Here is a 22,788-nt window from a genome sequence, read left to right on the forward strand (position 1 = left end):
TGCGCGGAGCAAGTCGCAGCCCTGCTATAATACGCGCCTTGCTTCGCCTGAGCGGCCTTGCCGAACTGCTTGCTTTCTACTTTTCCCCCACTTATAGGAGGTTTATCATTCATGATATCATTAGGCGTTAACTCGGTCTTGTTCAAGAACTACGATTTTGCCCAAGCGGCCCGCCTTATCGCGGCCTGCGGTTTCGACGGCGTCGAAATCTCCGCCATCCAAGGCATGTGCGAGCATTTGGATCTCGCCCGCTGGGAGGAGCAGAAGGAAGAACTGCAGGCGATCGCGAAGGAGCATGGCTTGAAATTTCTCTCCATGGAAGTCGCTTCGCTCGCCGACGAGCGTTTGATACCGGCCTTCCAAGCTGCCGCGGCGATCGGCATTCCGGTCATCAACGTCGGCCCCGGCGGCAAGTCGGGCGTCGAAGAAGATTTGGAGCGTTCGATCTCGGAGCTTGCCCGTTTGTCCGACATCGCGGCTTCGTACGGCGTGACGCTGTGCGTGAAAGCGCATGTCGGCAACGCGATTTACAATACGCCCACGACGCTTGCCGCGATGGATAAGATCGCATCGCCTGCGTTCGGCATCGACATGGATCCGAGCCACGTTCACCGCTCCGGCGAGAATGCGGAAGAAGCGCTGCCGGCCGTGCTCAGCCGCGTCAAGCATATCCATATTCGCGATTGCAAAGGCCGTGCGCAAGGTCCGGGACCGATCGAGCTTCAAGCGTGCGGACGCGGCGACATCGATCTGTTCGGCTACTGTGCCGCCATGGTGGAAGGCGGATACGACGGTCCCGTCGTGCTGGAAGTGATCGGCGCATCGCCGGAGCACGGCATCGAGCAAGTTACCGCCGTCGCGGCCGAGTCCTACGGTTACCTCAACGCCTGCCTCAAAAAATTAGGAGCGCGCTAATCGCCGCCAAGGAGGAACTTCCATGTCCGCCAAAAAACCGAATTTGATTTTGTTCGGCATCGACAGCCTGCGCCGCGACCATATGAGCGGTTACGGCTACGGCAAGCTGACGACGCCTTATATCGATCGACTCGCCTCCGAAGGCGTGCTGTTCGAACAGCATTTCAGCCCGAGCATTCCGACGACGCCCGCGTACGCGTCCATGCTGACCGGCCATGACGTGTTCGGAACCGATGTCGTGGCGCTGCGCCACGAAGGTCCGCTCGGCAGCCACGTGAAGACGCTGCCCGAAGTGCTCGAGGAAAACGGCTATAACACGACTTGCGTGGGCTTCACGGGCAACCCGTCGTCCCGCGGCTTCCAGACGTATCTGAATTTCGAATCGTGGCTGCCGGACGAGAAGACGGGCAGAACGCCGAAAGCGGAGAATTTGAACGACGTTGCCGTTCCCGAGCTGGAGAGGCTCGCCGCGGACGATAAGCCGTTCTTCCTGTTCCTGCGCCATATGGACCCGCATTCGCCGTACTTGCCTCCGCAGCCTTTCGACCGGATGTTCTACGGCAAGGACGAGAAGGATCCGTCCAATACATCGATGGAGCCGGTCTATAATTTCAGGCCGTTCGGCGATTTCTTGAAGTCCTGGATCGGGGAAGAAGTAACCGACCAAGAATACGTGACCGCGCAGTACGACGGCTCCGTGGCGTATATGGACATCTGCATGCAGACGATCTTCACCAAGCTGGCGGACATGGGCATCGAGGACGAGACGCTGATCGTCATCACGGCGGATCACGGCGAGACGCTCTACGAGCATGATTGCTTCTTCGATCACCACGGCCTGTACGACAATACGCTCGTCGTGCCGCTGATCTTCAAATTCCCGGGCCGCGTCCCTGCCGGCAAGCGCGTCGAGAGCGTCAGCGTCATCGCCGACATCATGCCGACCGTGCTCAGCCTGCTGGATATCGACAACGGCCAATCGTTCGACGGACGCAATCTGGTGCCGTTCATGAACGGTCAATCCCAACCGTCGGATGAGAAGACCGAGCTGTACATCACGGAATGCACCTGGATGCGCAAGCATGGCTGGCGCACGCCGGAGTGGAAGCTCATCGTCGCGCTGGAGCCGGATTTCCACGGCAAGCCGGAGATCGAGCTGTACAACTTGATCCGCGATCCGGAAGAGAACGTCAACTTGGCCGAGCAAGAGCCGGGCGTCGTGGAATTGCTGCGCGGCCGCATGCTGGACTACATCGCCAAGCGCGAAGGCCAAGTGAACCGGACGAATCCGATCTATACGAACACGAACTGGAACGGCCAGAACCGATTCTTCGAATCGTCGGAGGATGCTTATAATTCGCTTTATATCGGTTCCATCGTCAACGCCCGCTCGCTGCAGGCGAAGGACAAAGCGAAGGAGCAGGAAGCGGAGCAAGAGAAAGAAACGGTCGGCAATGATTAGGGTTGCGGTCGTCGGCGTCAACAATATCGGCAAGATTCACTGCCTGGCTTATAAACGCAATCCCGACACGGAGCTTGTCGCGGTATGCGATCTGATGCCCGAGCGGGCGGAAGCGGCGGGGCGCCTGCACGGCGTCCCCGCTTACGCGGATCTGCGGGAGCTGCTGGCCAGCGAGAACGTCGATGCGGTCATCGTGGCGACGGCCGGCGTTGAGAAGGGCAGCCATCACTACGAGCCGGTCATGATCGCGCTGGAAGCGGGCAAGGCGGTATTCGTCGAGAAGCCGATCTCGAACAACATCGAGGAAGCGCGGCGGATGGTTGCGTTCGCGCGGGAGAAGAACCTTGTGCTTGCCTGCAACCTCAACCACAGGTTTACGCCTGCGGCGTACCGGGCGAAGGAGCTTGTCGACGGTGGCAAGCTCGGCGATCTGCTCTTCCTCAATATGCGGCTCACGATCCAGAATCCGCAGGAGGATACGGAATGGCTGCATATGCGCGCGCTGCATCCGCATTCCATTGACGTCATGCGGTATTTCGCGGGCGACATCAAACGGGTGCAGGCGTTCATGACCAAAGGGCCCGGCCGTACGTCATGGTCGACGGTATCGGTTAACATGGAATTCGCATCCGGCGCGGTCGGCCATCTGACCGGCAGCTACGATATGTCGATGCGTCATCCCATCGAATATTGCGAGGTCGCAGGACATCAAGGCCGGCTCGTCGTAGATAATGTATATGAGAACATGACGTATTATCCGCATCACTCCGACGAGCTTACGGTCGTGCGCAATTCGATCTTCGGAGGGATGAACGGGTTCGACGATACGTTCGGGCAGCGGATCGGCAAATTTATCGAAGAGCTCAAAAACGGCGTGAAACCAGAAGAGATTACCGCATCGGGAGCGGACGCGCTGGCAGCCCAGGAAGTGATCGAGGCGGCCATTCAGTCGCATCGGTCCGGGGGAGCTCCGGTTACAGTCCCTTCGTAGGGATGCTGCGGGAGATGGAGGAGAAATCATAATGAACAACAGTCAGGGCTCGGTACTTTGGTTCACCGGCTTGTCGGGCGCCGGCAAGACGACGACGGCGACTGCCGTCCTTCAGAAGCTGCGCGAGCGAGGGCGCCGCGTGGAACTTCTTGACGGCGACGAGCTGCGGACCGTCATCTGCAAAGGGCTCGGCTTCAGCATGGAAGACCGTTTCGAGAACGTGAGACGGATTGCCTATATCGCCAATCTGCTGTCACGCAACGGCGTCGACGTGCTGATCTCAGCCATTAGTCCGTACCGGGCAATGCGGGAATATGCGAAACAACAAATTCCGGGCTGCGTTGAAATTTTCGTCCATTGTCCGCTGCATGTATGCGAGATGAGGGATGTCAAAGGCTTGTACGCGAAAGCGCGATCCGGGGAGATCAAAAATTTCACCGGCATCTCGGATCCGTACGAGGAACCGCTGCAGCCGGCGGTCACGCTGGATTCGGCCGCCGCTTCGCTTGAAGAGAACGTGCAGGCCGTCTTGACGTACCTGGACCAGAAGATCCACCGCTTCCACCATATGCCCGGGAAGGATGCGATCTAGGATGAAAATCATTCTGATCTCGCTCGATACGCTCCGGGCATCCAGGCTAAGCGGTTACGGATACGGGAAGCGGACCAGTCCGCATATGGACCAGATCGCGCGGGACGGCGTGCTGTTCGAGCGCGCCTACGCGGCGGACATTCCGACGGAGGTAGCCCACACGGGCGTCTTCACGGGCAAAATCGGTCTCACCACGGGCGTCGTCTCCCACGGCTCCGATTTGACGAACCTGCCGAAATCGGTGGAATGGCTGCCGAACCTGCTGCGCAGCGCGGGGTTCACGACGGGAGCGGTCGACAATCTCTACCAGCTCAAGGAATGGTTCGCGCGCGGGTATAACTATTACCTCAACACCGTCGGCGGCAACCGCTGGATCGACGGCAGCAAGATCAACGACATGGCGTTTCCCTGGATCGAACAGCATAAGGACGAATCGTTCTTCCTGTTCCTGCATTACTGGGATGCGCATACGCCGTATTTGCCGCCGGACTCGTACGTTCCCGAATTTTACGATGCGGCGAAAGATCCGTTCGACCCTGCGAACAAGAGCATGGAGCCGGCTTATAACCATACGGCGTATCCGTTCTTCAAGCACCATCATTACGATCTGGTCGGCCAGGTGACCGACACGGACTATTACGATGCGCTTTACGATGCCGAGATTCGTTATTTGGACGATCGCTTGAAGGAGCTCGACGATCATTTGGCGAAGCTGGGCATCCAGGAAGAGACGCTTCTTGTGCTGTTCGGCGATCATGGCGAGAGCCTGACGGAGCATGACATTTACTGGGATCACTGCGGTCTATACGAGCCGACGGTCCATGTGCCGCTTATCCTGCGGTGGCCTGGGCGCCTGCCTGCCGGAAGAAGAGTACCGGGACTGGTTCAGCAGGCCGATATCCTGCCGACGCTGCTCGAAGCCGTCAGACGCGAAGCGCCGGATGGAATCGCGACCGGCAAGCTTGCCGATCCGGCAGGCTTGGATGGCCGAAGCTTATGGAAAGCGATCGAGGGTCGGGCCGACGGCACCCGGGAGACGCTTTACTTGAGCGAATGCGCCTGGCAGGCCGCGCGCGCCATACGGAACGATCGCTACAAGCTGATCGTCACGTACGATTCCGGTCCGTTCCGCAGACCGCCCCGCGAACTGTACGATCTGGCCTCGGATCCGCTCGAAACGGTCAACCTGGCCGAGTTGCGGCCGGATATCGCGGATGCGCTGGAAGGCCAATTGAACGCGTTCGTGGCGGAGAAGCTGGACGGCGATCCCGATCCGATGAAGGAGCAGCTGGCCCGCAGGGGCTTGCCGTTCCGCAGGCGCATCGAACAGATATTGAACGCTGCAGGACTCACGTGGGAGCAGTGGCAGCGCAATCCGGACCGCAAGATTTTCGACAAGGCCACATCGGATGTACAAAGTCATTAACCGAAATTCGCGTTGGAGGCGGTACCGCTAGTCAGATTCAAATCAGGGGTGGACGCGCATGAGAGACATTCTGACCAGCAACAATTACATGAAATCGGAATTTCCGTTCTGGATTACCCGCACGAGCCAAGGCAACATCAACGAGCACGGCCATGAATTCGTGGAGCTGGTCTACGTCGTTCGAGGCAGCGGCTACCATCTGTTCCAAGGGTCGCGCTACGAGCTTCAAGCCGGCGACGTCTTCATCATCAACCCGGGGGAGACGCATGCGTACGAGGTGGAGCCGGGCGGTCAGATGGAGATCGTCAACTGCTTGTTCATGCCTTCGTTCATCCCGGACGCGCTGCTGGCCGAGCTGGAAATCACGGATTCGATGGATTACTTCTACGTGCATCCTTTCCTGACGCATGACATGCGGTTCAATCACCATTTGAATCTGCATGGACAGGACGCATCGCATGTGCTGACGCTGCTCGAGAGCATGATTCGCGAGATCAATGTCCGCCCGTCCGGGCATAAGACGATTATTCGGCTGCAGCTCATCGAGCTGCTCATCCTGCTCTCGCGTTACTACACGCTCATGCAGCAGCAGCGTTCGCATCCTTCGCCGCGGCAGTTGGACCGCGAGCTGACGGCTAGGCGGATTTACGGCTACCTGGAGCGGAATTACGAGAAGAAGATCACGCTGCAATCGTTGTCGACGCTGTTCAACTCCAGCATCCGGCAGCTCAATCGCCTCATGCGCGAAGAATACGACCGCAGCGTCTTCGAGGCGCTCCACGAAGTGCGCATCGAGCGGGCGAAGCATCTGCTGCTGGAGACGGACGAGAAGGTGATCGTCGTGGCCACGATGGTCGGTTACGAGGATCAGTCGTTCTTCAATCGCCTGTTCGTGCGCCATGTCGGGTGCTCGCCCAGCCAATTCCGTTCAACGGGCTAAAGAAAGGGGACCTGTGTCAGTGAGCGATCGAAAGCCCAATATCCTGCTCATCACCGCCGATCAGCTGCGCTACGACTGTATCGGCAGCAGCGGCAAATATCCCGTGCATACGCCTCATCTGGACCGGCTTGCGGAACAAGGTTTCTTGTTCTCGCAAGCCTATTCTCATATTCCGGTCTGCTGTCCGGCAAGGCAGTCGCTGCTGCACGGCCAGCGGCCGGAGACGTTCGGGGCGCTGTGGAATTATAACGCGTTCCTGCCGGTCGGTTACCTGACGCCGGACAAGTACACATGGACGACGGAGCTCGCGCAGCATGGTTACAAATCCGCCTTCCTCGGCAAATGGGGCGTTAATCCGGAGCATGACCCGACCGCATTCGGCTTCGAATCGTATATCGGCGAAGGAGACTATTCGGCATTCCGGAAGAGCCGTTACCCGGAGGTCGCGTATACGAACGGCTTCATGGGCGAGAGGAATCCGATACCGGTGGAAGATTCGGAGACGCATTGGTTTGCCGCGCGCGCGATCGAGTCGATGGAGAAGCTGAATGCCGGCGGGGGACCTTGGCATATGGCGCTGCATTTCTCGGAGCCGCATCTGCCGTGCCGGCCGGCGGGACGCTTCGCGGATATGTACGATCCTGCGGAAGTCCCGGAATGGGACGGCTTCCGCGAGACGTTCCGGAACAAGCCGTATATCCAGCAGCAGCAGCTGTACAGCTGGGGCATTCAGGACTACGGGTGGAAGGACTGGGCGCCTGTCGTCGCCCGCTACTACGGCATCATCAGCCAGCTGGACGAAGCGATCGGCCGGGTGCTGGAAGCGCTGGAGAGGACCGGAGCCGCAGCGGATACGGTCGTTATCTTCACGGCGGACCATGGCGATATGTGCGGCTCCCATCGGATGATGGATAAGCACTATATTCTCTACGACGATGTGGTGCATGTGCCGCTCATGATTCGATTGCCGGAGCATATGCGGAAGGCAGCTGGCGCGGTATCCTCGCAAATGGTCTACAATTTGCTGGATATGGGTCCGACCGTCCTTGAACTGGCCGGGATCGAAGCCAATGCAGATCGGTTTCACGGAAAGTCGCTGCTTCCGCTGCTTGACGGCGCTGCGAAGACTCCGGATGACGAAGCGGAGTGGCGCGATTCTGTCGTTGCTTCGTACAACGGCCAGCAATTCGGCTTGTTCACGCAGCGCATGATTCGCACGTCGGCTTGGAAATACGTGTGGAATCTAACGGATCTGGACGAGCTGTACGATATGGAGAACGATCCTGCCGAGCTGGACAATTTGATCGGACAGCCGGAGCACGCGGAACGAACGAAAGAGCTTCGCAAGCGATTATATGCGCAATTACGGCAGGATAGGGACCCGGCAGTAGCGAACGAATGGACGAAGCGCCAGCTGCTGGCAGGCGGCATAAGCGATACGCGGCTGTAAGGCGAAAGGGCCTGAACGGTCGACGCTGCGCGATCCGCCGCCATTTGCTGGCGAAGCCGAGTCGCACGACGCGAACGCAATTCTTTATGCATGAAGGCCGCCTTGAACAGGCGGCTTTTTTACATGGTGAGGGGGCACTGCGAATCCGCGGATTGGACATCACGTCTAGCTTTTTCCAAACGTTGCTTATATAATGAACTGGCATATGTTAGCTTATATAACACGGAAAGTAGGGGACTGCCATGCTCAGACAGCTGTGGACAAGCAGGAAATCTTGGTCGGGATATGTAATCGTCGTGCTCCTCCTTCACGTACTGGGCTTAATCGGCCTTATTGCCGCTGCCAGGAACGACATGGCCTTCTGGAGCTTGGGCGTGCTGGCGTATACGCTTGGCATGCGGCATGCCTTCGACGTGGACCATATCGCAGCCATCGACAATACGGTGCGCAAGCTCGTGCAGCAGAAGCGCAGTCCGCTCGGCGTCGGTTTCTATTTCTCGCTCGGCCATTCTTCCGTCGTCTTTCTGATGGTGCTCGCCATCGCCTGCTCCGTGAAATGGATCCAAACCGAGATGCCCGCGCTGCAGGAAACCGGCAGTCTGATCGGCACTTCGGTATCCGGCGTCTTTTTGATCTTGATCGGCATCTTGAATTTGATCATTCTCGTCAATCTGTTCCAAATCTTCCGACGGATGCGGGCAGGAGGGCACAGCGACGAAGAGCTGGATCGGCTGCTGGAAGCGAGAGGCTTGTTCGCGCGCTTGTTCAAGCCGTTGTTCCGCTTCATCAATCGCAGCTGGCACGTGTATCCGCTCGGCTTCCTCTTCGGGCTCGGATTCGACACGGCAACGGAGGTCGGGCTTCTCGCGCTGTCCGCCGGAGCCGCGAAGAGCTCGGTATCGGTTCTCGGCATTCTCTCGCTGCCGCTCCTGTTCGCCGCAGGCATGAGCTTGCTCGATACGGCCGATGGCATGTTCATGACGAAGGCCTACCGATGGGCGTTCCATACGCCGCTCCGGAAAATGTATTATAACGTCACCGTCACGACGGTGTCCGTCGTCTCCGCGCTGCTGATCGGCGCCGTGGAACTGATCCAGATCATGTCCGAGCGGCTGCATTGGACAGGGCCAGCCATTCAGTGGGTGAACGGGGTAGAGCTGGGAGATCTCGGGTATATTCTCGTCGGCTTGTTCGTTGCCGCATGGTTGATCTCGTTCTTAATCTGGAAGACGATGAAAATCGACGAACGGACCGAATTATCCGGTTGACGGAGGCTCATGCTTGGCACGCGGGGGTGCGCTTGCTATAATGATGACATTCTAATCGAGGTGATCGTATGGCAAAGAAAGACAGACAGCGCGGAGCGGCGGCTCCATCGAGCGCGCAGCCGAAGGAAGAGAAAGCGGCTACGCTCAAGGATCTGCTGCGTCCAGACGTGCTGGATAAGCTGAAAGCAGCGGCACAGGATCTGAAATCCGCGGAAGAGAAGCGCAAGGAAGACCTCCGGAAGCAGGAAGAGGACGCCCGCAAGGCGGAACAGAAGCGGCTGGACAATGATTTCGAATATTTGCTGAACAACAGCAAAATGGATTGGAAGTCGAATAAGAGCTAAGAACCGATGAGTGGGTTGACTGATTCCGCTATCGGGGATGACGGTCCATTAAACGCCATAAGAGCCCTATTCCGAACGCGGAATGGGGCTTTTTTGCATGCTTGTCCATGCGGCATTTGCAGCCGCCGGCGCAGCTGCAGCGACGAGGATTGCAGCAACGGAATCGGCTTCGAAATCGACATCGAGACAATTGGCCCTTGCTTTTTCAAGGCGACCCTGTGTTATAATGAGGCCAATTGAAAGTATTGGAGGTATCCATTTAGACATCATGTGGACTTAATTCCCTTTCGTTCATGATTTTCGAATAGGACGAACAGAGATGCTTTGCCTGTGCGCGAAGCGGAATTGGTTACGTGTGTCTGGATGAGAATACTCCCGCTGCCAGAGCGCTTATGAAGCGTTCGCTCGCTAAGCCGCTGTTTGCCGTACTCATTGGCGAACCGTCGTTTTGTCGAAGCAGTCGTATTGTCGTCTACCCAATTTCGTTCATTTGCGAGCCGCGGGCACTGCCTGCGGCTCTTTTTGCTGCGCTGCGCGGTTAGGATATCACCATACGGTCGATCTTCGACCGGCCGCCCGGCCAGGCAATGCGCTGCATCGTATTCGATTATCATCGCCCTTGTCGATTAGTTAACTACAAATTGGAGTGGTGATGAATATGACATTGCTTACGATACGAAACGTGAAAAAACAGTTCGGCGATCTTACCGTTCTGGAGAACATCAATATGGATATCGCCGGTGGCGAACGGATCGGCCTCGTCGGCATGAACGGCGCAGGCAAGACGACGCTCGCCGAGCTGATCTTCGGTTCCGCGCAGCCGGACGGCGGCGCCTTGACTTATCATGCGGCGGGACTTCGCATCGGATATCTGCGCCAATCGACTTCTTACTCCGTGCATGCCTTTAGCGGCCTGATGAAGTCGGAGCAATCGGAGGGAGATCAACGGCGTTTCCTGGAAGTATCGAGCCGTCTCGGCCTGCGGGGCGTGAAGGAGTGGGAAGAATCCCGCTTCGCGGGACTCAGCGGCGGGGAGCGCACGAAGCTCGCTATCGCGCATATCTGGGCGTCGAAACCGGATATCCTGTTGCTCGACGAACCGACGAACCATCTGGATTATCAAGGCGTCGACTGGCTGATCGGCGAGCTTCGGAGCTTCGGAGGCACGACGATCATCATCTCCCACGATCGCTATTTCCTGGATGAGGCGGTTGACCGGATCGTCGAGCTTCAGGACGGCAGCTCGGTCGATTACCCGGGCAACTATACGTATTACCGGGAGGAGAAAGCTCGCCGCTACGCCAGTCAGCTTCGCCATTACGAGGAACGGCATAAGTACGAGCGGAAGATCGAAGCCGAGATCAATCGGCTCAAGAATTGGTCCGACAAGGCTCACCGGGATTCCATCAAGACGGCCGCCACGAAAGGGGGCATGAAGGAATTCTACCGCAGCAAGGCCAAGAGCATGGATAAACAAATCAAATCGCGCATCCACCGGCTGGAGAAAATCGACGTCGAAGGCGTGAAGAAGCCGAAGGAAGAGGCAAAGGTCGCGTTCGGTTGGGATCATCCAGGCAAACGGGGACGCCGAATCGTCGAAGCTTCCCGGATCGGCAAGCGATATGGAGCCAGGCAGCTGTTCCGCGACAGCTCCTTCTACGTCCAGCGGGGCGAGAAAGTGGGGCTCATCGGGCCGAACGGCGCAGGCAAGACGACCTTGCTCGAGATGCTCATGCATCGGCAAGCTGCGGATGACGGCGTACTGTGGATCAGTCCGACGGCGCGAATCGCTTATCTGACGCAGGACGTATCGGATCTGCGGGAGGATCAATCCGCGCTGGAACTGCTGCAGCTGACGTTCGAGCTGAGGGACGACATCGGCAAAGCCAGGACGCTGCTTGCGAACATGGGCTTCGACGAGCCGATGCTCGGGAAGCCGATCCGGCAGCTGAGTCTCGGCGAACGAACCCGAATCAAGCTGGCTCAGCTGATCCTGCAGGAGCAGGACGTGCTCATCCTGGACGAACCGACGAATCATTTGGACCTGGCCAGCCGCGAACAGCTCGAGCAGACGCTCGAATCGTACGCAGGGACGCTGATTATCGTGTCGCATGACCGGTACTTGATCGAGAAGCTCTGCGATAAGCTGCTCGTCATCGAAGACGGTACCGTGCGCCGCTGGGAGAACGGGTTCCGGGATTACGCGTTGAAGCAGGCGGCAGACAACGATGATGACGATCGCGAAGTCGTTCATAAAGACGGAGATGAGGACGACGGCGGAGCTAATCGTCCACGTCCGCAGGAGAATGCCGCGAACGCAGAAGGGTCGAAAGCGGGCAAACGCGAGCAGAAGCGGCAGCGGGAAGAAGAACTGCTGCTCGTGACGACGCGAATTGCTTATCTCATCGGCGAATTGAGCCTGGTTAAGCCAACGGACGCAAGATATGCGGCGATCGACGAAGAGCTGAAAGGCGAAATCGCGAAGAAGAAGACGCTGAACTAGCATTGAAGACGCAGCCGTTTTTCGCCTTAATCCGAACAAATGCTTGGCCCGATTTTGAAGAAATTGTAAACGGACGCGCTGCATCGCGAATACGATGTAGCAACCGTTTGCAAACGTGAATGTCGGCGCATTCTCTGCCGCATACTAGCAGAGGGGGACGCCGGCGGAGCATTCGGCGCAAGAAAGGCGGTGTTGGCCGTATGCAGATCGAGTTGACAGCAGCCACTGCGGCAGAAGCCGAAGGGACATTCGATTGGGATATTTATTTGTTGGCAGGCGTCGGATCGTCGCGCACGATCTTCGCCGAATGCATGAAGGAGCTTCAGCGCCGCTATGCGGAATCCGGCTTCTTCCCGCGCATTCGCGAACTTTTTCCTTACGGCGACCATACGCGCAATTTTTATATGCAGCTCCTTAAGGTGCGAAGGGATATATCGCGGCTGCCCAAATCCGCGCAATCCGGAGCGAAAACGGTCGCGAAGCAGATTCGGAAACTGTCTTCCGGCAGGCCGGTCTTGTTCATCGGTCACAGCGGCGGAGGCGTAGCGGCCTATCAGGCGGCGGTCATGCTCAGCAGGGGAGGCATCATCCCGGATTGGCGCGTCATCCAGATCGGTTCGCCGAAGCTGCCGATCCACGGGCAGCATGCGGATAAAGTGCATTTCGTCGTCTCGGTCGACGAGAAGGGCGACTGCACGGATTTCGTAACCAGCCTCGGAAGCTGGGGAGGATTCAGCCTCAGCCGCAGGGGACTGCCGTTCTGGAACCGTTCCAAATACGCGCCGAAACATATTATTCCGGTTCCGATGATCGGCGGCCATAAGCATTATTTCCGCAAGGAAGATCCTTTCGTTCATCCGGAACGGGGCTCTAATCTCGGGATGATTACCGATACGATCTGGGAACGGATCGCGAGGGAGCTCTGCATGGGCGCTTCGCGATTCCTATAGGGGCCGCAGCCTTCGCGCTGCGGCTCTTTAAGTTTTCCTAAAGAAACCATTGCGCGCTGAACGGAGAAGGAAAACGCCGCCCTTCGGACGAATCATTGGGAGCATGGGGTAAAGAAATGAGCGCGCGTCGAGCAGAATCGGGTCATTTGAAAGCGCTGTCAGCAGTGCTAGGATGAAGGTATGGAATCGGAAACGCCATTCCAATCCAAACGATTCAATCCAAACGAAAAGGGGAGGGTTTCAGGGATGAGGAAGTCTTGGTTTACCATGATCGCGCTTTCGCTCATCGTCTCGACAGCGCTTGTCGGCTGCTCGGAGCGTTCCGGAGGCAGCGCCAACAACAATTCCGGAGGCAATGCGGCTTCCAACGAGGACGGCAGCGGCAATGCGCCGAAGACCGACGATACGGCAAATGCGCCCAAGCCGGACAACGGCGAGAAGGTCCGTCTTACGGTATACAGCACGATCGGAGAATTGAAGAACCAGGATATGATGAAATCGATCGCCGCCGACTTTACGAAGGAAAATCCGAACATTCAAGTCGAATTCCAGTTCCCCGGCGCGGAGTACGAGAATATTTTGAAGGTCAAGATGGCCGCGAACGATCTTCCCGACGTGTTCGACACGCATGGCTGGGCCGTCATCCGTTACGACAAATATTTGGCTGACCTGAAGGACGAGACTTGGGCGCCCAATCTGACCGATACGATTAAACCCGTGGTCACGAACAAGAGCGGCAAAGTCGAAGCGCTCGTGCTCAGCGAGGCGAAGGACGGAATCTCCTATAATGCCGGCCTGCTCGAGAAGTACGGCATTACGCCGCCATCCACGTTCGCCGAACTGATGGAAGCAGCCGACAAATTGAAAACGGAAAGCAACGGGGACGTGACGCCTTTCTTCATGTCGGGCATCGACAACGGCATGATCGGCGGCTTCCTTGATCTATACGCGACCTCGCAATACATCAGTCCGTCCGCGAACGATGCGGCGACGCTGCTGGACGGCTCGTTCGATTGGAAGAAATGGACGCCGCTTGCCCAGAAGCTGCTCGACATGCAGAAGAAGGGCTACATCAACAAAGACGTCCTGACCGCGAAATACACCGATATGCCGCAGCGCTTCGCGCAAGGGAAGATCGCCTTCGTCTTCGGCGCTCCCTCATTCGCGGACGAAGTGTATAAGGTGAACAAGGACGTGAAGATCGGCATCATGCCGCTCACCTCGATGGTCGACGGCGATTCGCAGACGTTCTCCGGCGGCGAACGCTATACGATGGGCGCCTGGAAGGACGGCAAGCATCTGGAGGAGTCGAAGAAGCTGATCGCGTTCTTCTCCAAGCCAGAGAACATGTCCAAGATCGCCAATGCCACGAAGCTGCCGCCCGGCCTCAAGGACATTACGTCCGAGCATGAATTCACGAAGTATTACGAGCAATTCAGCGCTGTGCGCGTATTCCCTTACTTCGACCGCGTCTATCTGCCGAACGGCATGTGGGACGTCATGTGCAAGACGGGCACGGCGCTCGTCGCGGGCGACGTCTCGCCGGAGCAGTTCTCCGACAAGATGAAGCAGGAATACGACCGTCTCCGCAATCAATAGTCAGGCCGGGACGGGAAGGGCGCCGCTCTTTCCGTCCCGTCATACCAACTTAGGCTGGGAGGAGAGCGCATGGCGAGAACAACGACAATCGTTCGCAGCACGGACCGCGCCGCCGCGCCGCTGCAGGGACCTGCCCGGAAGCGGAAGCGCAGCACCGCATGGCTCAATCTGCTCTATGTACCGGCGCTGCTGCTGTTCGCGGTGTTCATTTTCTATCCGTTCGTCAAGGGCGTCCAAATCTCGTTCACGAACTGGGACGGCTACAACCAGGATTACAAATGGATCGGCGGTTCGAATTATAAGCGCTTCTTCAACGACCCCGACATGGGCCGCGTCATTCGAAATACGATTATCTACGGCGTAGGCAGCGCCTTCCTTCAGAATTTGATCGGTCTGGCCTACGCGCTGTTCCTGAATATGAATATTCGAACGCGCGGCGTCGTACGAACGGTTATCTACCTGCCCGTCATCATCAGCTCGCTGATCATGGGGTATATCTGGTATTTCTTCTTCCAATACGACGGCGGCGCCATTAACGATATCCTGCTGCTGTTCCAGGACGAACCGTCCAATCTGCTTGGAGACAAGGATTGGAACAGCTGGATCATCACCTTCGTCAATACGTACCAATACCTCGGTATCGCGATGGTGCTGTTCCTGGCCGGCCTGCAGACGATTCCGAAGGATTATTACGAAGCGGCGACGATCGACGGCGCCACGGCCCTCAGCAGGTTCCGGCATATAACGTGGCCGCTCATCGCCCCGTCGCTCACGGTCAGCATGGTGCTGAATCTGATCGGCGGCCTGAAGCTGTTCGACGTCATCGTCGCGATGACGAACAGCGGCCCCGGCTATGCTTCGGCCTCCATGTCGTCCATCATGTACCTGCTGTATTTCGGCAGGGAAGACGCGGGCTATGCGGCCACGATCGGCATTCTGATGTTCGTCATGATTTCCGTCGTCAGCATCTTCGCCTTGTACTTGCTGCGCAGAAGGGAGGTTCACGCGTAATGAGAAATAAACGGTCGGCGTGGCTGACCTCCTTGTCGCTCGTTATTTGCCTGATCCATATCCTCCCATTTTATATTCTGCTGACGACTTCGTTCAAAGCGGCGGATGACTTGAGCTCCAAATGGGTCATGCCGGGGTATCTGTTCCTCGACAATTTCTCCAGCGCCTGGCGCGAAGCGAACATGATGTCGGCGTTCCGCAGCAACCTCATCGTAACGGCGGTCTCCGTCGTGCTGATCATCATCATCGGTTCCATCGCCGCGTATCCGCTCGCCCGCTACCAGACGCGCTGGAACCAATTCGTCTACGCGGTGTTCGTGTCCGCGCTGATCGTGCCGCCGCTCACGATTCTCGTGCCGCTCTATAAATTCATGGTCGACATCGGCGGCATGAATCAATACTGGGGCATTATTCTCTTGTTCGTGACGTTCAACCTGCCGATGACCATCTTCCTGTACACCGGCTTCATCAGCACGATCCCGCGGGAGCTCGACGAGGCCGCGATGATCGACGGCGCCGGACGGTTCGAGCTGTTTTATCGGATCTTGCTGCCGCTCTTGAAGCCGATTACGGCAACGGTCATCATCTTGACCGGCGTCGCCGTATGGAACGATTATCAATTCTCGGTCTTCTTCCTGCAGCATCCGCATACGCGGACGATCACGGTCGCGCTCGCCTCGTTCTTCGGCCAATACAACAGCAATATCGGATGGGTGGCCGCGGGCTCGCTCATGGGCGCGCTGCCGATGATCGTCCTGTACTTGTTCCTGCAGCGGTACTTCATCTCCGGTCTTGCCTCCGGCGCCATCAAAGGATAGGGAAGTGATCCATGAGACAATCCATTCGGCTCAAGCTGACGCTGCTGTTTCTTCTCACCATCATTCTTCCGATTGTTCTCATCGTCGTGGAGCTCCCCGCCTATTACGTCAAATCCATCAAAGAGCAGCAGTCCTCGCTAATGGCGGGGACTTTAGCTGCTCTTACGTCGCATATCGAGACCTATCTCGACGACCTCGACCGAATGACGGTCACCCCGTATTTCTATGACGACGTCATGCGCGCCATGAAGCTGAAATCCACCTACGGCTGGAACCTCTTGACGCCTTTCGAGCAATTCGAGGCGGGGCAGACCTTGTCGACCACGCTTCCGAACGCGCTGCGGAATACCCGCAAAGATATTCTGGGCACGATCCTGCTGCCGATGGACGGCTCCGTCTACGTCTCTTCGTCCAGCAACTTGACCGGGGCGGTGGATCGCTTTCCGTTCACGAAGCAGGACTGGTACATTAAGGCCTTGCGAGCGGACGGCGACGTGGCGTTCATTAGCGTGCACGACCAGAACTACTTGAACGGCGCGCGGGCGAACGTCTTCTCCGTCGCCCGGCTCATCAAGGACCCCGATTCGAGGCGCCCGCTCGGCGTCATCATGGCGGATGCGGACACGGTCGCCATCGAGCGCATGATCGACGGGATCGGTCTATCTAATGGCGCATTGGCCGCGATATTGGACGATAACGGAAAGCTGATCTATGCGAGCGGTCCCGCCGTGAGCGGGCTTCGCGCGCAATTAGCTTCGGGTGCCGGTTACGTCCATGCGCCCGGAGACGACTATCATGTCGTGAGCAAAACGATCGCGAGATCGCAGTGGGGCATCTATGTCATGTTCCCGGAAACGGCCGTGCGCCGGCAGCTCGATCGCGTCTATGACATCGGAATCTGGTTTGCCGCAGGCGGCCTGGTCGTCGCGCTCATTCTGTACACGACCGTCTCCCATTGGATGGTCACGCCGTTCAAGCGGATGATCCAAACGATGAAGCGGGTGCAGCGAGGCGATATGGGGGCGTTCTACCCCGTAAAGGGAAACGACGAGGTCGCGCAGCTGGGAACGAGCTTGAATACGATGATCAGCCGGCTCGGCGAGCTGATCGATCGCGAGTACCGCGCGGTGCTCGGACAGCGGAACGCGGAGTATCACGCGCTGCAATCGCAGATTCAGCCGCATTTTTTGTACAACACGCTGAACGGCTTCATCGGCTTGAACCGGTCGGGCCAGAGCGCGCTGCTGGAACGGGCGATCCTGTCTCTCGGCGGCATGCTCCGTTATACGCTGGACAAGAACGAACGCGCCAGCCTGAAGGACGAGATGGAGTTCGTGGAGAAATACTGCGAGCTGCAGCAGCTGCGGTTCACGGACAAAATGGAATTCGAGATCGATTTCTCCCCGGAAGTTTATCCCATGCTCATACCGAAGCTGCTGCTTCAGCCGCTCGTCGAGAACGCGGTCATTCATGGCATCGAGCCTTGCAAGTCGTCCTGCCTGCTGCGCATTGAAGCGCATGTCGCGCGCTCGAATGATTTTGGAAGGGATGACGATCGCCTGATCATCACGGTATCGGACAACGGCATCGGCTTCGATCCCGGAACCGGCCGCAGCGGCGTAGGCGTGACGAACGTTCGCGAACGGCTGAAGCTGGCCTTCGAGCATGCGTCCTTTTCGATGCGCTCGGTGCCGGGACAAGGGACGGAGGCCGTCATACAAATTCCGTTGAAGGATGTGGATCTCGCATGAAGCTGGTCATAGCCGATGACGAAAATTTAGTCCGGTACGCGATTCGCAGCATGGTCAGCGAGATGGACGCGGCATGGACGGTCGCGGGCGAAGCAACGAACGGCGAAGACTTGCTCGAGCTTCTCGTGGAACAGCAGCCGAACGTAGCCATCGTCGACATCCATATGCCGGGCCTGAACGGGCTGGAAGCGATCCGGCGGGGCAAGGTCTTGTCGCCGATGACGAAATGGTTGATCCTGACCGGATATTCCGATTTTCAGTATGCGCAGGAAGCCGTGAAGCTCGGCGCGTCGGAATATTTGCTCAAGCCGGTCAGTCCCGACGAGTTGGAACGAGCGCTCTATGCGACCTACAAGGATAGCAGAGAGATGCTCCTGCTTCACAACGAGCGGTTCGGCAGCAATTTAACGGCGCTGCTGCATGGTTTGATTGCGGTTCGTCAGGAGGATCGGGAAGGCGTATTCCACCAGGGCAGCTTCATGGGGGCTGTCTTCGAGCAGGACCGGCCGGCGGGAGGACCGGCGCGTGCCGAGGCGCATGCCGCATTCTACCGGCAGTTGACGGCATGCACCGACAGGCATCTGAACTGCGGCATCCATCTGGCGATCGTCACGCTGCCGGGAGGCGAGTTGGCCGCGGTCGGAGCATGGAACGTCAGCATCGGCTGCGAGGGGAGGCGGCAGGTTGCCGGCTTCTTCGAAGACGTGCTGCGGGAAGCCCGGAAAGCAAGCTCGCAGGAGGAATCGGTCACCGTGCTCGCAACGGGGGAATGCCGCGGATTCAAGGAGCTTAATGCGCGGCTGGCGGGGCTGCAGCAGCTGCGCGAGCTGCGGTTCTTCTGCGGATTCGGCGGCGTGATCGAGTATGGCGGCCTGCAGTCTTTGGCGGGCAGGCAGGAGCTGCTGACCCTGGGCCGGAAGCTTACGGCAGCGTTCGAATATTTGCACGAGGGGCGGTATTTAAACTTTCAGAATACGGCCTTGGAGCTGGAGGCGGCTATCAAGAACTGGGAGCGAACGGCGACGGAAGGCGAGAGGCGTTCGTTGTTCCTGTACATCGGGCATGCCGCGCCGGGGATTCGGCTCTCCGATCGGAGCGGAGCGGATGCCGTCGCGCAGGAGCTTCGCTCGTACGGCGAGCGGATGCTGCGCCAGCTCCAATCGAAGGACATCGCGCAAAGCGACGCCGTCTCGCAGATGCTTCAATATATCGACCGCCATTATGCCGAGGAAGTCGCCATCGGTCAAATCGCCGATCTGCTGAATGTGACGCCCAGTTATCTGAGCACGCTGTTTCATAAGAAGACCGGCATGACGTTCATGAAATACTTAACGCGGCTGCGGATGGGGAAGGCGGAGGAGCTGCTGCTCGGAACCCGCCTGTCGATCAAACAAATCGCCGAAGCGGTGGGGTACTTCAGTACGCGGCATTTCACGAAGCTGTTCACGGAGACGTTCGGGAAGTATCCGTCCGATTATCGAAAATCGGTCTAGGACAGTGGCAGCGAGTTCGCTAGAGCAAGAGGCGCGCCGGTTGCGATACATTGGCGGAAAAGCAGCGAATTCGGAGCAAGAACTGCAGTAGGTCCGGCATACACCCAGCGGAGCGGCAGCCGAACCGGCGCAAGAAGCGCTGCCTCATCGATCAAAGTTTACGAAAAAGGGATGGAGCCGTTTCTCGGCTCCATCCCTGTTCGGCGTTAGCGCGGCGATGCCGGTTTCCCGCGCCTTATTTTGGATCGCTTAATCGTCCTGCTGCGTCTGTGGCTGCGGGTCCGGCTTCGGTTCCGGCTGCGGTGCCGCCGGCTTCGGCTTACGCTGCGGCTTTGCCATTTCGGCCTCGAACACCGCTTCGAGCTCCGCCATTTTGCGCGCGTCGTCCGTCGCGATCTTGCCGGTCAGCACATGCTCCACGATGAGCGCCCACGTCGGCGTCACTTTCTGCGCGGCGATGATGCGGATCGCGTTCTTCACCAGCTTGCGCTCCTTGGCGTTGGAGAAGACGTCGACATAGCGTTGAATGCGGTCGAAGTTCAGGTGCGGGAACACCGCCCGGAAGATTTCCGCCGTCATTCTGGCGTCGTCGAGCGCCCGGTGGGCTTGATTGTCGTCGCCGCTGATTCCGAGCTCGGCGAGCGCGTTCTCCACGCTCACGTCGTTCGTGACGCCCTTGTGCTGAATATAGCCTTTCAGCAAGTCGTAATAGTCGACCTCCAGCCAATAGGCATCGTCCAAGCCGTGCATTCGCGTGTCGAAGACGATTCGTTTCATATCTTCGCCGCCCCATGTCACGATCAGCAGCTCTTCGCGCGGTCCGAGCCATGCCAGAAAATCGGCAATGACGGCCGGGAAGCCGGCCGCCGCATCGATGCCTTCCTGCGGGATGCCGGTTTTCTTCTGAATGAAGTCGTTCAGCTTGGCAAAATAGACCGGTTTGACGAGCGAGGTGAACTGGCCGGTCTGACGAAGCTCCGCATCCAGTCGGACCGCGCCGATCTCAATGACCTCCATCGGCAGGTCGCTGGCAAATTTTCTTCCGTTGAATTCGATATCGAGTATGATGTAGTCCACGTTCGTTTCCTCCGCTCAATGATGTCGCTCTCCATTCTAACAGATAACCGCGAGCGTTGTCGCGGTGCAATATGCGGATCGCGTTCGGACGCAGAAGCGTCATTGGATTTTGCCGACGGAATGATAGATAATGAGGGAAATAGAGAGACTAGGGGACTTTGTCTCGGAGGTATTTCGTGGTCACATTTTTACAGCTTAATACGATTTTTCTCAGTATGATCATGGAAGCGATCCCGTTCATACTTCTCGGCGTCATCGTCTCCGGACTGATACAGACGTTCCTGTCGGAGCGCTGGATCGCGCGCGTCATGCCTCGCAACCGGTACGCGGCCTCGCTGCTCGGCTGCGGCGTCGGTTTGTTGTTCCCTGCCTGCGAATGCGGCATCGTGCCCATCACGCGGCGGCTCCTGAAGAAAGGCGTGCCGCTGCATGCCGGCATCGCGTTCATGCTGACCGGTCCGATCATTAATCCGATCGTGCTCTTCGCCACGTATATCGCGTTCGGCAACGACTGGCATATGGTGCTCGTGCGCGGAGGAGCGGCGATCGTCGTCGCTTACGTAACGGCAATCATCCTGTCTTTCCTGTACCCGAAGCTGCCGATGCGGCTGCATGAGGATGCCATGCCGGAGATTGCCGCCGGCGCGGATGCGTCCATGACGGCCGTAAGCCGCATACCGATGCACCGCCGGTTGTACGACGTCATGCTGCATGCGATCGATGAATTTTTCTCGGTCGGCAAATATTTGGTGCTCGGTGCCTTCATCGCCGCTTCGATGCAGACGTTCATTCCGACGTCGTCGCTGATGAAGCTGGGCGGCAATCCCGTGACCGCTTCGCTCGTCATGATCGTGCTCGCGTTCGTCATGTCGCTCTGTTCGGAAGCGGACGCGTTCATCGCCTCGTCGTTTCGCAGCACGTTCTCGATCGGGGCGCTGTCGGCTTTTCTCGTCTTCGGTCCGATGATCGATATCAAGAATACGCTCATGCTGCTCGGCGTCTTCCGCGGCAGGTTCGTGCTCGTGCTGATCGGGCTCGTTGTCGCTAGCACGCTTGGCGTATCGCTGCTTGTGGGGAGGCTGTTCGGATGATCCGACTGTATGTATTGGCCGGCTTCGGCTGTCTGTTCCTGATGATGAACTTGAACGGCAATTTGAACAAATACATCAACACCAAATACGCCTACTTGTCGGAAAGCGCGATCGTGCTGCTGGCCATCTTGTTCGTCTTCGAATTCGTGCGGCTGTACGCGAAGGAGAAGGAAGCAGCCAAGCGCAAGGCGGCACAGGCTGCGGCGGAGCGCATGAACGCCGAGGGCGGCGCGCATGGCGAACCTGAAGACGAGCTTGGCCATGCCCCGAATAACTCTCACGATCACGGTCATGAACATGGTCACCACCGCCATAACGGGCATGATCATCACGGCCATGATCATTATCACGATATAGCGGGCCACGGTCGCGAAGGACACAGCCATCACGGCCACTCCCATGAGCAGCCCGTCCGATGGAAAAGGTATCTCGGCTACGGGATCTTAATTTTCCCGCTGTTGACCGGATTTATCCTGCCCGTGCAAACGCTGGATTCCAGCTTCGTGAAGGCGAAAGGCTTCTCGTTTCCCGATTTCAACGTGTCGGCCGACAATCCGGGCTTCCACCAGTTTCTGAAGCCGGATACGAGCGTCTTCTACGGCAAGCAGGGCTACGCCAAGGTATCCAAGAAGGAACTAAGCGAATTCGAGTCGGCCAAGGACGTGCGGTTGACGGACGCCAATTTCCTGAAAGGGCTGGAGGCGCTCTACAATTATCCGGATGCGTTCCTCGGCCGGACGCTCAGCTTTGACGGATTTATTTATAAAGGCGAACAGGCGAAAGGCAACTCGTATTTCGTCTTCCGATTCGGATTTATCCACTGCGTGGCCGATTCCGGCGTATTCGGGATGCTGGTGACGTTTCCGGAAGGACAATCGTTCGAGAATGATCAGTGGGTCCATGTGACCGGCAAGCTCGGCTCGGAATTCTACCAGCCGTTCAAGCAGACGCTTCCCGTGCTCGAGGTGAAGGAATGGACGGGCATTCCGAAGCCGAAGGATCCTTACGTCTATCGGGCTTGATCGTTCATGCTTCATCGCAGCAGAAAGGCGCAGTGCTCCTCGATCGGAGCGCTGCGCCTTTCTTGTGCGATTTTTCGCGCGAATG

General features: G+C 57.9%; 19 protein-coding genes. 18 read left to right on the top strand and 1 reads right to left on the bottom strand.

Annotated elements, in window-relative coordinates:
- Window positions 1-111 precede the first annotated feature (111 nt).
- The 16 genes from GT003_RS04250 (at window position 112) to GT003_RS04325 (ending at window position 19,513) form a co-directional block, all read left to right on the top strand.
- Window positions 112-915 carry a sugar phosphate isomerase/epimerase family protein gene (locus tag GT003_RS04250; RefSeq protein ID WP_161694793.1) on the top strand — a complete coding sequence of 268 codons (804 nt, stop codon included), beginning with the start codon at window positions 112-114 and terminating at the stop codon, window positions 913-915.
- Between the two features lie 22 nt (window positions 916-937).
- Window positions 938-2,377 carry a sulfatase family protein gene (locus GT003_RS04255; protein WP_161694795.1) on the top strand — a complete coding sequence of 480 codons (1,440 nt, stop codon included), beginning with the start codon at window positions 938-940 and terminating at the stop codon, window positions 2,375-2,377.
- A complete protein-coding gene (locus GT003_RS04260; protein ID WP_161694797.1) occupies window positions 2,370-3,368 on the top strand; it encodes a Gfo/Idh/MocA family protein in 999 nt (332 codons plus the stop codon). Before GT003_RS04255 ends, GT003_RS04260 begins: the two co-directional genes overlap by 8 nt.
- Before the next feature lie 31 nt (window positions 3,369-3,399).
- Window positions 3,400-3,960: an adenylyl-sulfate kinase gene (gene cysC / locus GT003_RS04265; protein WP_161694799.1), complete on the top strand. Its 561-nt coding sequence runs from the start codon at window positions 3,400-3,402 to the stop codon at window positions 3,958-3,960.
- A gap of 1 nt (window position 3,961) precedes the next feature.
- Window positions 3,962-5,386 carry a sulfatase family protein gene (locus tag GT003_RS04270; protein ID WP_161694801.1) on the top strand — a complete coding sequence of 475 codons (1,425 nt, stop codon included), beginning with the start codon at window positions 3,962-3,964 and terminating at the stop codon, window positions 5,384-5,386.
- A gap of 58 nt (window positions 5,387-5,444) precedes the next feature.
- Window positions 5,445-6,326: a helix-turn-helix domain-containing protein gene (locus GT003_RS32980; RefSeq protein ID WP_161694803.1), complete on the top strand. Its 882-nt coding sequence runs from the start codon at window positions 5,445-5,447 to the stop codon at window positions 6,324-6,326.
- Window positions 6,327-6,345: 19 nt separating this feature from the next.
- Window positions 6,346-7,776, top strand: coding sequence for a sulfatase-like hydrolase/transferase (locus tag GT003_RS04280; protein ID WP_161694805.1), 1,431 nt, complete (start codon window positions 6,346-6,348; stop codon window positions 7,774-7,776).
- Window positions 7,777-8,018: 242 nt separating this feature from the next.
- On the top strand, window positions 8,019-9,044 hold the full coding sequence (locus GT003_RS04285) for a HoxN/HupN/NixA family nickel/cobalt transporter (RefSeq protein ID WP_161694807.1): 1,026 nt from the start codon (window positions 8,019-8,021) through the stop codon (window positions 9,042-9,044).
- Between the two features lie 68 nt (window positions 9,045-9,112).
- Entirely contained in the window at window positions 9,113-9,388 is a 276-nt protein-coding gene (locus GT003_RS04290; RefSeq protein WP_161694809.1) for a YqkE family protein, read from the top strand.
- 658 nt (window positions 9,389-10,046) lie between these two features.
- Window positions 10,047-11,891, top strand: a complete 1,845-nt coding sequence (abc-f, locus tag GT003_RS04295) for a ribosomal protection-like ABC-F family protein (protein WP_161694811.1) — start codon at window positions 10,047-10,049, stop codon at window positions 11,889-11,891.
- A gap of 200 nt (window positions 11,892-12,091) precedes the next feature.
- Window positions 12,092-12,841 (top strand): alpha/beta hydrolase family protein, encoded by a 750-nt coding sequence (locus GT003_RS04300; RefSeq protein ID WP_161694813.1) that lies wholly within the window; start codon window positions 12,092-12,094, stop codon window positions 12,839-12,841.
- Between the two features lie 246 nt (window positions 12,842-13,087).
- Window positions 13,088-14,440: an ABC transporter substrate-binding protein gene (locus GT003_RS04305; protein ID WP_161694815.1), complete on the top strand. Its 1,353-nt coding sequence runs from the start codon at window positions 13,088-13,090 to the stop codon at window positions 14,438-14,440.
- 69 nt (window positions 14,441-14,509) lie between these two features.
- The gene (locus GT003_RS04310; protein WP_161694817.1) at window positions 14,510-15,451 is read left to right on the top strand and encodes a carbohydrate ABC transporter permease; all 942 of its coding nucleotides are present in this window, start codon (window positions 14,510-14,512) and stop codon (window positions 15,449-15,451) included.
- Complete coding sequence (locus GT003_RS04315; RefSeq protein WP_161694819.1) at window positions 15,451-16,269, top strand: carbohydrate ABC transporter permease; 819 nt, start codon at window positions 15,451-15,453, stop codon at window positions 16,267-16,269. The genes GT003_RS04310 and GT003_RS04315 overlap by 1 nt, the downstream gene beginning before the upstream one ends.
- 11 nt (window positions 16,270-16,280) lie before the next feature.
- The gene (locus GT003_RS04320; protein ID WP_161694821.1) at window positions 16,281-18,020 is read left to right on the top strand and encodes a cache domain-containing sensor histidine kinase; all 1,740 of its coding nucleotides are present in this window, start codon (window positions 16,281-16,283) and stop codon (window positions 18,018-18,020) included.
- On the top strand, window positions 18,017-19,513 hold the full coding sequence (locus tag GT003_RS04325; RefSeq protein WP_161694823.1) for a response regulator transcription factor: 1,497 nt from the start codon (window positions 18,017-18,019) through the stop codon (window positions 19,511-19,513). Before GT003_RS04320 ends, GT003_RS04325 begins: the two co-directional genes overlap by 4 nt.
- Before the next feature lie 249 nt (window positions 19,514-19,762).
- Here GT003_RS04325 and GT003_RS04330 read toward each other — a convergent pair whose 3' ends face one another.
- A complete protein-coding gene (locus GT003_RS04330; RefSeq protein WP_161694825.1) occupies window positions 19,763-20,590 on the bottom strand; it encodes an exonuclease domain-containing protein in 828 nt (275 codons plus the stop codon).
- A 176-nt stretch (window positions 20,591-20,766) separates the two neighbouring features.
- On the opposite strand from GT003_RS04330, the gene GT003_RS04335 reads away from it, so the two are divergent.
- Window positions 20,767-21,681 carry a permease gene (locus GT003_RS04335; protein WP_161694827.1) on the top strand — a complete coding sequence of 305 codons (915 nt, stop codon included), beginning with the start codon at window positions 20,767-20,769 and terminating at the stop codon, window positions 21,679-21,681.
- On the top strand, window positions 21,678-22,703 hold the full coding sequence (locus GT003_RS04340) for a TIGR03943 family putative permease subunit (protein WP_161694829.1): 1,026 nt from the start codon (window positions 21,678-21,680) through the stop codon (window positions 22,701-22,703). Before GT003_RS04335 ends, GT003_RS04340 begins: the two co-directional genes overlap by 4 nt.
- The last annotated feature ends 85 nt before the right edge of the window (window positions 22,704-22,788 follow it).

The organism is Paenibacillus sacheonensis (genome assembly GCF_009909195.1).
GTDB classification, from domain to species: domain Bacteria; phylum Bacillota; class Bacilli; order Paenibacillales; family Paenibacillaceae; genus Paenibacillus_Z; species Paenibacillus_Z sacheonensis.